13 protein-coding genes are annotated in these 13,379 nt (G+C 57.5%); 9 read left to right on the plus strand and 4 right to left on the minus strand.

Annotated features, from left to right (window positions below; translation table 11 throughout):
* The first annotated feature begins 121 nt into the window (after positions 1-121).
* The 4 genes from CU100_RS03490 (at position 122) to fghA (ending at position 3,284) form a co-directional block, all read left to right on the plus strand.
* A complete protein-coding gene (locus CU100_RS03490; protein ID WP_106715140.1) occupies positions 122-1,234 on the plus strand; it encodes an S-(hydroxymethyl)glutathione dehydrogenase/class III alcohol dehydrogenase in 1,113 nt (370 codons plus the stop codon).
* On the plus strand, positions 1,234-1,707 hold the full coding sequence (locus tag CU100_RS03495) for a GNAT family N-acetyltransferase (protein WP_106715141.1): 474 nt from the start codon (positions 1,234-1,236) through the stop codon (positions 1,705-1,707). Before CU100_RS03490 ends, CU100_RS03495 begins: the two co-directional genes overlap by 1 nt.
* A gap of 5 nt (positions 1,708-1,712) precedes the next feature.
* Positions 1,713-2,363, plus strand: a complete 651-nt coding sequence (locus CU100_RS03500) for a DUF1345 domain-containing protein (RefSeq protein ID WP_106715142.1) — start codon at positions 1,713-1,715, stop codon at positions 2,361-2,363.
* An 87-nt stretch (positions 2,364-2,450) separates the two neighbouring features.
* Complete coding sequence (fghA, locus tag CU100_RS03505) at positions 2,451-3,284, plus strand: S-formylglutathione hydrolase (protein ID WP_106715143.1); 834 nt, start codon at positions 2,451-2,453, stop codon at positions 3,282-3,284.
* Positions 3,285-3,292: 8 nt separating this feature from the next.
* Here fghA and CU100_RS03510 read toward each other — a convergent pair whose 3' ends face one another.
* A complete protein-coding gene (locus tag CU100_RS03510) occupies positions 3,293-4,054 on the minus strand; it encodes an RES family NAD+ phosphorylase (protein WP_106715144.1) in 762 nt (253 codons plus the stop codon).
* On the minus strand, positions 4,014-4,397 hold the full coding sequence (locus tag CU100_RS03515) for an MbcA/ParS/Xre antitoxin family protein (protein ID WP_106715145.1): 384 nt from the start codon (positions 4,395-4,397) through the stop codon (positions 4,014-4,016). Before CU100_RS03515 ends, CU100_RS03510 begins: the two co-directional genes overlap by 41 nt.
* A 340-nt stretch (positions 4,398-4,737) precedes the next feature.
* Between CU100_RS03515 and CU100_RS03520 the strand changes: the two genes are divergently transcribed.
* From CU100_RS03520 to cysE, 3 genes are read left to right on the plus strand one after another with little or no spacing between them, the layout of a single operon-like run.
* Positions 4,738-5,655, plus strand: a complete 918-nt coding sequence (locus tag CU100_RS03520; protein ID WP_106715146.1) for a family 2A encapsulin nanocompartment shell protein — start codon at positions 4,738-4,740, stop codon at positions 5,653-5,655.
* Positions 5,648-7,477 (plus strand): family 2A encapsulin nanocompartment cargo protein cysteine desulfurase, encoded by a 1,830-nt coding sequence (locus CU100_RS03525; RefSeq protein WP_106715147.1) that lies wholly within the window; start codon positions 5,648-5,650, stop codon positions 7,475-7,477. Before CU100_RS03520 ends, CU100_RS03525 begins: the two co-directional genes overlap by 8 nt.
* Before the next feature lie 16 nt (positions 7,478-7,493).
* Entirely contained in the window at positions 7,494-8,336 is an 843-nt protein-coding gene (gene cysE, locus CU100_RS03530; protein ID WP_106715148.1) for a serine O-acetyltransferase, read from the plus strand.
* A gap of 60 nt (positions 8,337-8,396) precedes the next feature.
* On the opposite strand, the gene CU100_RS03535 is transcribed toward cysE, so the two are convergent.
* Positions 8,397-9,776, minus strand: a complete 1,380-nt coding sequence (locus tag CU100_RS03535) for a cytochrome P450 (RefSeq protein WP_106715149.1) — start codon at positions 9,774-9,776, stop codon at positions 8,397-8,399.
* A gap of 121 nt (positions 9,777-9,897) precedes the next feature.
* Positions 9,898-10,305, minus strand: a complete 408-nt coding sequence (locus CU100_RS27130) for a hypothetical protein (RefSeq protein WP_245418966.1) — start codon at positions 10,303-10,305, stop codon at positions 9,898-9,900.
* Between the two features lie 78 nt (positions 10,306-10,383).
* On the opposite strand from CU100_RS27130, the gene CU100_RS03540 reads away from it, so the two are divergent.
* Both CU100_RS03540 and CU100_RS03545 read left to right on the plus strand, forming a co-directional pair.
* The gene (locus tag CU100_RS03540) at positions 10,384-11,871 is read left to right on the plus strand and encodes a S10 family serine carboxypeptidase-like protein (RefSeq protein ID WP_245418950.1); all 1,488 of its coding nucleotides are present in this window, start codon (positions 10,384-10,386) and stop codon (positions 11,869-11,871) included.
* Entirely contained in the window at positions 11,868-12,290 is a 423-nt protein-coding gene (locus CU100_RS03545) for an EF-hand domain-containing protein (protein ID WP_106715151.1), read from the plus strand. The genes CU100_RS03540 and CU100_RS03545 overlap by 4 nt, the downstream gene beginning before the upstream one ends.
* Positions 12,291-13,379: the final 1,089 nt, after the last annotated feature.

The raw sequence follows: 13,379 nt of genomic DNA on the forward strand, positions 1-13,379 counted from the left end.
GGAGGCGCGCCATTCCCGGTAAGAAATGTCGTTCATTCGATTGACGATCCCGCGCGCGATCCTGATAGTGCAACCATCAAATCACTGAGTTGCATTGCTTGAGACGCATGGGAGAGACATCATGAAATCGCGCGCCGCCGTTGCCTGGGAAGCCAATAAGCCACTGACGATCGAGACAATCGAGATTGGCGGCCCAAAGCCCGGCGAGGTTCTGGTCGAGGTGATGGCGACGGGCGTTTGCCATACGGACGCCTATACCCTGTCGGGCCTCGATTCCGAAGGAAAGTTCCCGGCTATTCTCGGCCATGAAGGTGCGGGCATTGTGCGGGAGATCGGCGCCGGCGTCAGCTCGCTGAAGGTCGGCGACCACGTCATCCCGCTCTACACGCCGGAATGCCGCCAGTGCAAAACCTGCCTGTCCCAGCGTTCGAACCTGTGCACCTCGATCCGCGCCACGCAGGGGCAGGGCGTCATGCCGGACGGCACCAGCCGCTTCTCCTGCGATGGCGGCGAGGTGTTCCATTATATGGGCTGCTCGACGTTTTCGAATTTCACGGTGCTGCCGGAAATCGCCCTGGCGAAGGTGCGTGAAGACGCGCCCTTCGACAAGATCTGCTATATCGGCTGCGGCGTCACGACGGGTATCGGTGCGGTCATCTATACGGGCAAGGTTTGGCCTGGCGCCAATGTCGTGGTGTTCGGTCTCGGCGGTATCGGCCTCAACGTCATCCAGGGCGCACGCATGGTTGGCGCCGACAAGATCATCGGCGTCGATCTCAACCCCGGCAAGGTGGCGATGGCGAAGAAATTCGGCATGACCCATTTCGTCAATCCCAACGAGGTCGGCAATGACAAGGTAGTGTCGGCTATCCAGGACCTGACGGATGGCGGCGCGGATTTTTCCTTTGATGCAACCGGCAACACCAATGTCATGCGCCAGGCACTGGAATGCTGCCATCGCGGCTGGGGCACCAGCATCGTGATCGGCGTGGCGGAGGCCGGCAAGGAAATCTCGACCCGGCCGTTCCAGCTCGTCACAGGGCGCAACTGGCGCGGCACGGCATTCGGTGGCGCGCGCGGACGCACGGATGTGCCGAAGATCGTCGACTGGTACATGGAAGGCAAGATCGACATCGACAGCCTCATTACGCACACTATGCCGCTCGATGAGATCAACACGGCTTTCGACCTGATGCATGAGGGCAAATCGATCCGCAGCGTCGTGACATTCTGATGCAGGAAAATGCATTGAAGGTGGCGTTTACAGGGCTTGACGAGCTGAGCCCGCGCGACCTTTATGCCATGCTGAAACTGCGTGTGGACGTATTCGTCGTCGAGCAGAAATGCCCCTATCCGGAACTCGATGGCAAGGATGCGGATGCCCTGCATCTGCGCCTTCTCGCCGGAAACGAACTCGTGGGGAGTGCGCGGATCAGAAGACCTTCAAGGAGCGACCCGGCGGCGCGCATCGGCCGGGTCGTCGTCTCGCCCGATCACCGCGGCAAGAAGCTTGGCGAAAGGCTGATGGTCGAGGCCATAGCGCAATGTGAGCGGCTCTATGCGGAAAGCCCGATCAAACTGTCGGCTCAAAGCCAATTGCAGCGCTTTTATGAATCCTTCGGCTTCGTGCCGGTCTCGGAGGAATATCTCGAGGATGGGATTGCGCATGTGGACATGCAGCGGCCCGCAGCGGTCACGACGGAGTAGCGGTTTTGTGGAAGCGGCATAATCCGTTTTTCATTGCCGCTATCGCCGGCCTCGCCGCGCTGGCATTGTCCCTGGCTCTCGCACCGCATGTCGCCTCCGCCGCCGCCGCCAACATTTTTTTCGTGGTCTACCTCGCGCTCTCGGCGCTCAAGATCCGCAAGCTGACCCCGCAATATTTGCGCAAGAATGCGGCGCGGTCCGACGAGCCGGTGTGGATAATCTTCGCCGTCACGCTTGGTACGGTGGTCGTCGCTCTCGGTTCGCTCTTCATTTTGCTCAATTCCGGCGAGAATCCTCAACCACTGGATCTTTCGCTTGGCCTGGCGGCAGTCTTTCTCGGCTGGATGACCATCCACATGATGGCAGCAATCCATTACGCTCACCTTTACTGGCAACCGGACGATGATGCATCAGGGTCGAAAGACCGGCAGCACAAACATGTCGGAGGGCTCGATTTCCCGGGCGGCAAGGATCCGGGGGGAATCGAGTTCCTGTACTTTTCCTATGTCATCGGCATGACGGCACAGACTTCCGACACTGCCGTCACCAGTACAGGCATGCGCAAGATCAATCTGGTACATGCGATCGTATCGTTCTTTTTCAACACGGTGCTTGTTGCCGCTGCGGTGAATGTCGCCGTCTCGCTCGGCCAGTAGGGATGACATGGCCAGTACCCCGGAAATCCGAGACAGGTGCCTTGCCGCCGCAAACATTCAAAACAGATTCGAGAAGGGAGTTTTTTCATGGAAACATTATCGATTGCCAAAAGCTTTGAGGGTACCCAGGGCGTCTATCGTCACCGGAGCGATGCCTGCCAATGCGACATGACATTCGCGGTTTTCCTGCCGCCGCAGGCAAGAGAAAGGCCTGTGCCGCTGCTGTGGTACCTTTCGGGGCTCACCTGTACGCACCAGAATGTCATGGACAAGGGCGAATATCGTAAAGCTGCCGCGGAGCTGGGCGTTGCGATCATCTGCCCCGATACCAGCCCGCGCGGGGATGATATCCCGGATGAGAAGGACAATTGGCAGTTCGGCAGTGGCGCAGGATTCTACCTGGATGCGACCGAGGTGCCCTGGTCGGCGAACTATCGCATGGCGACCTATGTCGGTGAAGAACTGCCGGAACTGGTCGCAGCGAATTTTCCTGTCGATATGAACCGCCAGAGCATTTTCGGTCACTCGATGGGCGGCCACGGCGCGTTGACGCTGGCCTTGAAAAATCCGGGACGGTTCAAGTCCGTTTCGGCCTTCGCGCCGATAAGCCGGCCGATGGTGGCGGGCTGGTCGCGCCCCGCCTTCGAAAAATATCTTGGAGCGGATGAGGCTGCCTGGCGCGCCTATGACAGTGTCGCGCTGATCGAAGACGGGCACCGCGTGCCGGAACTGCTGGTCGACCAGGGAAAGGCCGATGGTTTTCTCGACGACGGGTTGCGGCCCTGGCTGCTTGAAGAGGCATGCGAGAAGGCCGGGATTCCACTAACGCTGAACATGCGCGACGGTTATGACCACTCGTATTTCTTCATCTCCACATTCATGGCCGACCATATCAAATGGCATGCGGAGAGATTGTCTTGAGGCTGCGTCTAGGTTGCGGCATTCTCCGCCAGCCGGGGGTCTTTGGAGAAGGTCTGGCGGCTGAATCCGAGCCCCACGTCCGCTTGGTCGCAGATTGCCTTGACGCCGTAGCTGGAGAAATGCAGCCGCCACGTTGTCATCCGAACCGGGCGTGGCAGGGCAAAGCAGGTGCAGGATAAAAGCGCCAGATTGGCGCCGCCTTCCGGATCGCGCACGGATTGATAGCGGATGAGCTCGATGCCTGCCTCAAGCGCCCGATCGGCGAGGTCGAGACAGGCGGAATAGTCGGTCAGCCGGGCCCAGAGTTGAGTCTGATCGAGGAAAGGCGGAGCCATGAGATCAAGCGCCTGGGTCGTGGCATAGCGCGCTTGGAAGGCGGTGAATTCCAGTGCATTTCGCGGCCAGGGCAAGCCGGGGCTCTCGTTGAAAAACAACAGCCTGTAGAAAGCCGTTTCCGCCACCGCCGTTTCGACATTCTCGCTGGCATAGAACACACCGGGCGAATAACCCTCCCGCCTGAACCGCGAATTGCCGGGGTACCGGCCATAGCGGAACGGCGTCGCCAGCAGGTAATCGAGATGCGCGCATGCTGGCGGAAGCGGGGGCTTGGTGGCTTCCAGTTCATCTTCGAGCAGGGCCTGCTCATCAAGCGTATCGACCAGCTTCATGGTGGAAACGCGGTGCTGCGCTTCGACCAGACGCCAGCAGGCGCCGTGCAGGGATCGCGATTCAGATCGGAGCGCGGCGGGCGTCCAGATAGGCAAGGACATGGGCGAGACCGTCAATGGTTTTGATCCGGTTGAGCGGCTTGCCGCCGAGCATGGTATTGTCAGTGCGCATCCACTGCCGCGCTACATTGTCATCGCCGCCGACAATGGCGTCAAGCGAGCGATAAAGACGTATGAACAATAGCGCGAGTTCGTAGCTCTTGCCGGTGAGCGGACCTGTGCCTTCGCTGCGCTTCAGCCGCGAAATACTGGGTTCCGACAGGCCGACGACAGTTGAAAGCTCTTTCGCGGTCAGGCCGAGCAATTCAGCGGAACGCAGCAGCGCCTTGGAAACAACGTTGGTCTTGCTCGGAGTCTCTGCAATATGCTGTGCGGTCGTTGGCATTGGAGATCCTTTCACTGGAAATATCTGTACAATAAATTTCTGGTGAAATCAAGGTCCCCGGTGCCGAGTGCACATTGCCTGCGCGGGAAAATCGGGGCGCTTGCCTGGTGCTTCGAACAGATAAACGGAACTGCACGCAAGCAACGGAACAATTTTCCACGAGTCGTGCCGAAAGCGCATTTTTGTCATAACCATCTGAAAAATAGCAAAAATTTTCTATCGTTTAACAGTTGCCAGAAGCAGCCAACCCAACTAGTTGATAGAAGCATTATCTCATCGCCGCTTCATTTTTCAAAACAATTCGCTTTCAATATTTTATCAAGTTCAGGAATTTTCAACAATGTCGGAAACACAGAAGCATTTTACCGCCCTTGGCGATGTTGCTGCCCGCCAGCTTGCCAATGCCACCAAAACCGTGCCGCAGATGGCCAGCATTTCGCCGCGCTGGCTCGTGCATTGCCTGGAGTGGCTGCCGGTAGAAGCCGGTATCCTGCGCGTCAACCGCGTCAGGAATGAAGATCGCGTCGCTGTCGAATGTTCGGCGCGCGACGAGCGGGAGCTACCGCAGACTTTCGTGGATTATGAGGAAAATCCACGCGAATACATGCTTTGTGCCGTCAACACGGTTGTCGATGTCCATACCCGCATTTCCGATCTTTACTCCTCGCCGCACAACCAGATCGGCGAGCAGTTGCGCCTGTCCATCGAAGTGATAAAGGAGCAGCAGGAAAGCCAGCTGATCACCAGCAGCGAATACGGGCTCTTGAACAATATCGCGCCTTCGCAGCGAATCCAAAGCTCCAACGGGCTTCCCACGCCCGACGCTATGGACAGCCTCGTCGCCAAGGTCTGGAAAGAGCCTGCGTTTTTCCTAGCTCACCCCGATACGATTGCCGCCTTTGGCCGGGAATGCACGCGTCGCGGTGTTCCGCCGGCAACGATAACAATGTTCGGCTCGCCGTTCCTGACATGGCGCGGCATTCCGCTTGTTCCATCCAACAAGGTGCCGGTGGAAGATGGCAGGTCGAGCATTCTCCTGCTCCGCGTCGGTCAGTCACGTCAGGGTGTCGTCGGCCTGTTCCAGCCAAATCTGCCCGGCGAACAGAGCATGGGCCTTTCGGTACGCTTCATGGGCATCAATGACAAGGCCATCGCCTCCTATCTGGTATCGCTCTATTGCTCGCTGGCTGTCTTGACCGAGGACGCTGTTGCCGTGCTTGAGAATATCGACATCACGAAGTTCCACGATTATGGCTGAGAATTCCCGCGTCTCTCCAGTCCCGGAAAACTTCATACAGGCGGGATTTCCCGATGTAGCTCTGCTCGAGCAGATGGCCAATGAATTCTTCCGGGCGGTGCCCGGCGGAAGGGACGCCACGCCAGCCAATGCAACAGGCGTTCATGCGCCTGCCATCGCGGGTCCAGGCCTTGCGCCGGCATCGCTTCCCGTATCGCTGCCGCTGGCTTCCTTGCCGGCACCGGCTCCCATCGGTTCGGCGCATGCGCCCGTGCCGGGAAGGTCCGGCACTGTGCCCGTGTTACCGCCGGCTGCGCCTTTTGCTGCCATTCCAGCAACCCCGGATCCTAACCTGGGCTCAATCGGGCAGCAAAGCGGTGCGTCTTCTTCGGCACTTTACATTACCAATGTACCTGAGGATCGGCGGCCCCTGGTGCCCAAACCTGTTCCGGCGCTTGATCAGACACTTCCCAATGAGGCAGAACTGAGAGATTTGCTGGGCAGCCAGCAGGTACGGAACGCACTTCCCGCACAAGGACAGGACGTGGGCGGCGAAAACCCATACTTCCTCCATCCTGTCGCAGTGCCGAATGCCGCGCCTGTCCCTGCAAAGGCTGGCAACGCCCCGACAACGCCGAGAGACTTCAACGCCAATCTGGCGCGGCGGGATTTTCCCATCCTTGCCGAGCGGGTTGATGGCAAGCCGCTGGTATGGCTCGACAACGCGGCAACGACACACAAGCCGCGCGCGGTCATCGACCGGCTAAGCTATTTTTATGAACACGAGAACTCCAATATTCATCGTGCCGCGCACACTTTGGCAGCCCGCGCCAGCGATGCCTATGAGGGTGCGCGTGAACAGGTGCGCCACTTCATCAATGCCGGATCGGTGGATGAAATTGTCTTCGTACGCGGCACCACGGAGGCCATCAACCTGGTGGCCGACAGTTGGGGTCGAACCCATATCGGCGCGGGCGACGAAATTCTCATCACCCATTTGGAACATCACGCCAATATCGTGCCCTGGTTCCGCCTCGCAAAGGCAACGGGTGCCAAGCTCAAGATTGCTCCCGTCGACGACAAGGGCGATATTATCATCGAGGACTATGCGCTCCTGCTTGGACCGCGCACCAAGCTCGTTTCCCTGACGCAGGTCGCCAATGCAATAGGCACGGTAACGCCCGCGCACCTGATGGTGGCGATGGCGCATGCCGCCGGAGCGAGAGTTCTGGTCGATGGGGCGCAATCGGTGTCGCACCTGCGTTCGGACGTTCTGGCCCTGGACGCCGATTGGTTCGTCTTTTCCGGTCACAAGGTTTTCGGACCGACCGGCATTGGCGTGCTCTACGGCAAGAAGCACGTCCTGGACGAAATGCCGCCCTATCAAAGCGGCGGCAATATGATCGCCGACGTGACTTTCGAGGAGATCAGATATCAGCCTGTACCATCACTGTTCGAAGCCGGGACGGGCAACATCGCCGACGCTGTCGGTCTTGGCGCCGCTCTCGCCTACCTTGAACAATGGGGACTGGAAGCGGTCACGGCGCATGAACACGCGCTGATCGAGGATTGTTCGCGCCAGCTGTCGGCTGTTTCGGGCGTCCGCATCATCGGCAATCCGAGGGAGCGCGCTGGTGTGGTGTCCTTCGTCATGGACGGCATGAAGACGGAAGATATCGGCAAGGCGCTCTCAAACGACGGCATCGCCGTGCGTTCCGGGCACCACTGTGCCCAGCCCATCTTGCGCCGGCTTGGGGTAGAGACGAGCGTGAGACCTTCATTCGCGCTTTATAACACCCATGCGGATGTAGATGCGCTTATCCGATCGGTGCGCAAACTATAACCGGGGAAAAAGTACAATGCCGGTGAGTTGTTTCAATCTGCTTCCGACGGAATTCACCTCGTCGAGCCTCGTTGCCAGCATCTGGAATGAATTGTGCAGCGAAGCTGTTGCAGCGATGCGGATCGATCCCGCTGTGACCCGCCCGATGAATTCGGCCGTGCTCTATCACGCGGGCTTTGCCCAGGCGCTCGCGCACAGGATAGCCCTGAAACTCGCCAGTCCGGATATCGATCAGGACGAATTGCTGGCCTTTATCTGCCAGACCTTCCTGAACGACCCGGCAATACTGGCGAAAGCCGCGACCGATCTCATCGCGATAAAAGAGCGGGATCCCTGCAACTTCGAGATCCTGACGCCTTTCCTCTATTTCAAGGGCTTTCTGGCCCTGCAGGGCCAGCGCGTCGCGCACTGGATGTGGAACCATGAGAGGTTTCATCTTGCCCGCCATCTTCAAAGCCGGATATCGGAGGTCTTTGGCGTCGATATTCATCCTGCGGCGCGGATGGGCAAAGGCATCATGCTCGATCACGGCAGCGGACTTGTGATCGGCGAAACGGCCGTTGTCGAGGATGACGTTTCTATCCTCCAGAATGTCACCCTTGGCGGCACTGGCAAGGAAACCGGGGACAGGCATCCGAAAATACGCCGCGGCGCGCTGATTGGCGCCGGCGCCAAGATCCTCGGCAATATCGAGATTGGCATGGGTGCAAAGGTTGGCGCAGGCAGCGTGGTTGTCGCGCCCGTGCTGCCCTATACATCGGTTGTCGGGGTTCCGGCGCGGGTCGTCGGCAAGACACATTCGATGATGCCGGGCGTCACCATGGACCAGACGCTTTGCGAGCCCGAATATTTCATCTGAGAACGGTTTGTCGCATCACTCCCTGCGATCTCGCCCGCGACTTGCCTTCGCATGCAGCGCTTACCTCCGCGCCGTTACGCTCATTGGCAATCCGCCCTCCGGCTGCGTGGTGAGCTTCTGAACGGGCCAGGGCCGCACATCGGCAGCCATGTCGAACCGATAGCGATGCAAGAGCGTTGCAAGCGCGATGATAGCCTCCTGCAGCGCGAAACTTGCGCCGATACAGACGCGCGGTCCGGCGCCAAATGGCAGATACTGGAACCGGTCGATCCTCTCGCGGTTGCCAGGCTGGAACCTTGACGGCATGAACGCATCCGGGTTGTCCCAGTAGAGGCGGTGGCGGTGCACAGTCCACGGCATGACAAGGACAGCAGCGCCTTTCGGCAAGACCAGATCCTTGTATCGGTCGTCTTCGATCGGTTCCCGGTTGATCGAGGGCGCCGGCGGATAGAGCCGCATCGCTTCCTCGAAGGCGGCACGCGTGATGGGAAGGGCTTCCAGCCATCGATGCGGTGGTGGAACATCGCGCTGATCCATGAAAGCGTCGATTTCCTGCTCGATCAGATCGCGCTCCCATGGCGCCCTTGCCAGAAGATAGAGCGTCCAGCCCAGAGCCCGCGCCGTTGTTTCGTGACCGGCGCCGATGAAGGTGATGATATTGTCCTCGATCTCGGCGCGGGACAGGCCCTGCGGCCCTTCCGCCCTGAGAAGAAGTGTGAGGAAATCGTTCGGGACTTTATCACCTTCCTTGCGCATTCGCGCCTTGCGCATCTCCATCGTGTTGGCGACGATCTGCCGGAAAAACGCCAGAGCGCGGCGGCCCCTTATCTGGGTGAAGCGGGGGAGCCATGCCGGAGCGCCGAGAAGATCGAGCGGATCGACGCGGCCCATGGTTTCGAACAGACGATCGACTTCATGGGAAAACTGGTCGGGATCACCGGCGATTTCGCCGGAAAACAGGGTGTCTGCAAGAATATCATAGGTCAGCATCGTCATGTCTCGCGAAACGTCGGTCGTTCCCGCAAGGCCTTCGTAGCGCGCGGCGAAAACCTCGGTGGTCCGCTTCATGCTTTCGGCAAAACCATCGATGTGACGGGGCGTGAAGACAGGCGCCATGGCCTTGCGCGAGCGTTTCCACACGTCGCCTTCGGCCGTCAGCAGACCATCGCGCAGGATCGGGCGAAGGATGCGCTGGCGCACTGCCGCCATCTTGTAGTTCCTGGCATTGTCGACGAGCACATGCCGGATAAGGCCGGGATCATTGGCAATGATCGTATGGGCGAAGGACCAGTCGATGGAAACCCAGGGCTCATTGTACGAGGGTTCGCCCCATAGCTCGAGGGGATTGCGATAGATGGTGCGGATGAGCTGCAACGTGCCCACGGGACCTGTGCGCGGCACGGGCGCCGGCGGGACAAAAGCGGTGGGTATCGTATCCATTCATGGCCTCCGGCATGAATGTGGGTACAAGCGGCGAAAAAGTCCACCAACGGAGCGGAATTGGCGGCGCTTTACCCCTACTAATTGCTACGTTGACGCCACTGCCCGCATGGGCTCCTCTTCAGCTGAAGACATTGACGCCGGCCCGAAATAAAGAACTTTTCATCGTTATTTTTTCAAGTCGCACCAGCAGCATATTCAAAACGATATTGTGAGGTTTTTCATCATGGTTGTTCGCCTGTGCTGGCTCTTGCTGGCGGTGTTTCTGGCGTCGTGCAGCGGCGGTTCGGATCCGGCGCAAGAGAAGCCGGAAGCCGCGACATCGACGTTTACGCCTGACCGGCCAATCCGGCCCGATCCATACCGGCCCATCACCCCTTTGGGAGGTAGGGATTCGCAAAGCACCGTGTTCAAATATGGGGCGCGCGATGCGATTGATCGGATCAACAATTACGAAACAAAGACCAGCAAGGCACAGACTATCAATTTGAATGGCACTGTTATCGCCTTTACAGCGACGGCTGGACATCTTCGCTCTTCAGCCAGGGAGTGGGAAAGGTATTCTACGGTTCATGTTCCGAGTGGCGGGACGACTATTATCCGTACGATGCCAGACTTTGGCAGCGCCGCAATTTTTTATACAGCCTATACACGTGACGACCTGCCCAAGGGTTCGCGGCCTGTGACATTCATCTTCAATGGAGGGCCCGGGAGCGCTTCGGCGGATCTCGACCTTGGTTTTCTTGGTCCCAAAGATTTCACGCTTCCACTGCCCGCAAGTGGACCATTGCAACTGATCGACAATCCAAACACATTGCTCGATAAAACCGATCTCGTGTTTGTTGACCCGATTGGTACGGGTTATTCTTCGGCGGTATCCCCCGGCGTGAACAGCGACTACTGGGGCGTGGAACGTGATGCGCAGGTCTTGAGCGATTTCGTTACTCGTTACGTCAACGTCAATAATCGGCAGCTTTCGCCAAAGTACATTTACGGCGTTTCGTATAGTGGCATTCGTGTCCCCGTCATGAGTGGATTGCTGCTGGAAAGCGAAACTAAAAAATACTCGGCGAATAAGGAATCCACGAATATTCTGAATGGGTTGATCCTGAACTCGCCCCTGTTGGACCTGAACACGGACTGTCTGCGATCGTATGATGCTCCTTGCGGAGGTGTCTTGCCGACATACGCCATGGTTGCGAGCTATAAGGATAAGTACACGAGACGAGACGGTGAAACTGCAGAATATGTGGATAATGTTCGTGAATTTGCCGCCAAATTCAATAAGCGTGCCGGTGCTGAATTTTCGGGAATGTTGAAGGAAAAACCGGACAGGACCGGTTGGGATGCGTATCTTCGGACACAGGATGGAGCAGATTTTGTCAACCAGCTCTATAAATATACTGGAATTGGCAAGCTCTATAAGCCAGGTGATGGTCTGGCCGGCAATCCCTGGGTCGAGAATCCCAACATGGAACCTGCGAGGTTTACGAGGCTGCTTGATCCAAAGGTGAAGCTTCAGCTTACGGACGGCAGAGTGGCTATTCCCATTGACAAAGTTGATCCGTCATTTGACCGCACAAGTGTGGCCTACGATTATATCAAGACCTATCAGAAACAGTTCATTGGCTATGATCAGGTTTCTCCCTACTTGGGATATAATGGTGAGATTATCAATTTATGGAATTACAGATCCAATCATATCCTGCCGCCCCCCGCCAATGGTGACCGCACTGGAACCAGCATCAATGACCTGGCATATAGCCGGACATTGAATCCAGCACTCAAGGTCCTCATCGAACACGGCTACTACGATCTCAACACCCCGTTCCATCAGAATGAACTCAATATTGCGGCCGCGGGGCTATCGGCCCAGATGCCGATAAAACTCTATGAGGGAGGTCATGGCGTGGACCCAGCTCACACCAACGACGCCGACCGGGTGCTTTCCGACCTTAAGGATTTCTATGACCGGGCACCTGCCATAACACCTGGTGCGGGCACGAATGTCATATCGGGAATGCCGGTTTTGCGTAGGTTGGATCACGCGGCAGACGATCTGAGGGCTGCTGGCTTGAATGGAGGAAGACAATGAGCAAACTATTGTTTCTGGTGTTGACCGGATGTCTCGCTGCCATCTTGCCAGTGTCAACTGCAGATGCAAGCGACACGATCGTATTGCGCCAGCCACCGCAGCGCATGATCGTGCGTCTGCCACATCGCCGCGAGGAATCCGTGAAGGAGACCCCGGCCCCAATCTCGCCGCGGTCGGTGCGAGGTGCGCTCGATGAGCGTATCAGATCGATGTTTAACCGGGCGATTGATCCCTCGACAGGTCGTGTGACCGTCGCGTCGGCGGACAAGGCAGGTGTTGGATATCTCGTCGGCCAATTCGATGAAATTGATCGCAACAAGGATGGCAGCCTCACTTTTAGCGAGGTCAAGGGGTTTCTTGATGCGCAATCGCCCATTGCAAAGCCAGCGTCCGAGGGGAGTGTTCAGATGATCGAATGATTGCCGGAGCAAAGGTGCGGACGTTTCACCAGCGTTGCCCGTGTCAGTTGTATGGTCAAAGACAGGAACTTCGACGATTGTAATCGTTCGGCGGGACCTTTGACGATTGTACTGTCGGAGTCAGGACCTTCGACCGTTGTGCTGCTTGAAAGGTGGGGCCTTTGCTGATGTGGAAATCAGGAACTTTGACGATTATTGCACCGTCGCAGGCAGGAACTTCGACGATTGTGAACGTTCGAAAAGGGAGAACTTCGACGATTGCAATGCCCGAAGGCTGGGATCTTTGCTGATGTCACATCGGAAGTCAGGAACTTCGACGGATGTGACGTTGGCCGGTGGACCTTTGACGATTGTACTGTCGGAGGCAGGACCTTCGACCGTTGTACTGCTTGAAAGGTGGGGCCTTTTGCTACTGTGACATCGAAAGTGAGGAATTGCGACGATTGTAACATCGACCAGCGGGAACGTTGAAGGTAGTACTGCTAGAAGGCCAGACCTTTGCTGCTGGAACATCGAAAATCGGGAACTTCGACAATTCGGAACGTTCGGAAGGGAGAACTTCTACGATTGCAATGCCCGAAGGCTGGGATCTTTGATAGCTGTAACGTCGGAAGCAGGACCTTCGACCGTTGTACTGCTGAAAGGCAAGACCTTTGCTGCCGGAACATTGGAGGTCGGGAACTTTGACGATTGTACCGCCGAAGAAAAAAACTTCGACAATTCGGAACGTTCGGAAAGGGAGAACTTCTACGATTGCAATGCCCGAAGGCCGGGCCTTTGACAGCTGTGACATCGGAAGTCAGGGAGTTCGACACTTGTAACGTCGCCCGGCGGGACCTTTGACGGTTTTAACGTCGCCAGCGGAACTTCGAACAGTTGTACTGCTGGAAGGCCACGCTTTTGCTGCTGCGATATCGGAGGTCGGGAACTTTGACGATTGTGACGCTCGAAGGCTACAAGGTTGACAGCCACAACATTGGAACCGAGGAACCTCGACAATTGTAATATCGTCCGGCGGGAACTTTGACAGTTTTACCGACGATGGGCGCAACATCGCAAGTTCAGGGGCGTCCGGGAAAAAGGTTCGAA

Origin of the sequence: Phyllobacterium endophyticum, assembly GCF_003010935.1 — a bacterium.
Classification (GTDB): Bacteria; Pseudomonadota; Alphaproteobacteria; order Rhizobiales; family Rhizobiaceae; genus Phyllobacterium; species Phyllobacterium endophyticum.

Excerpts from the sequence above, each read along its gene's own strand:
- CU100_RS03490 (WP_106715140.1), top strand. The coding sequence starts at position 122 with ATGAAATCGCGCGCCGCCGTTGCCTGGGAAGCCAATAAGCCACTGACG.
- CU100_RS03495 (WP_106715141.1), top strand. The coding sequence starts at position 1,234 with ATGCAGGAAAATGCATTGAAGGTGGCGTTTACAGGGCTTGACGAGCTG.
- fghA (WP_106715143.1), top strand. The coding sequence starts at position 2,451 with ATGGAAACATTATCGATTGCCAAAAGCTTTGAGGGTACCCAGGGCGTC.
- CU100_RS03510 (WP_106715144.1), bottom strand. The coding sequence starts at position 4,054 with ATGTCCTTGCCTATCTGGACGCCCGCCGCGCTCCGATCTGAATCGCGA.
- CU100_RS03515 (WP_106715145.1), bottom strand. The coding sequence starts at position 4,397 with ATGCCAACGACCGCACAGCATATTGCAGAGACTCCGAGCAAGACCAAC.
- CU100_RS03520 (WP_106715146.1), top strand. The coding sequence starts at position 4,738 with ATGTCGGAAACACAGAAGCATTTTACCGCCCTTGGCGATGTTGCTGCC.
- CU100_RS03525 (WP_106715147.1), top strand. The coding sequence starts at position 5,648 with ATGGCTGAGAATTCCCGCGTCTCTCCAGTCCCGGAAAACTTCATACAG.
- cysE (WP_106715148.1), top strand. The coding sequence starts at position 7,494 with ATGCCGGTGAGTTGTTTCAATCTGCTTCCGACGGAATTCACCTCGTCG.
- CU100_RS03535 (WP_106715149.1), bottom strand. The coding sequence starts at position 9,776 with ATGGATACGATACCCACCGCTTTTGTCCCGCCGGCGCCCGTGCCGCGC.
- CU100_RS27130 (WP_245418966.1), bottom strand. The coding sequence starts at position 10,305 with ATGTCCAGCCGTCGCTGTAAAGGCGATAACAGTGCCATTCAAATTGAT.
- CU100_RS03540 (WP_245418950.1), top strand. The coding sequence starts at position 10,384 with ATGCCAGACTTTGGCAGCGCCGCAATTTTTTATACAGCCTATACACGT.
- CU100_RS03545 (WP_106715151.1), top strand. The coding sequence starts at position 11,868 with ATGAGCAAACTATTGTTTCTGGTGTTGACCGGATGTCTCGCTGCCATC.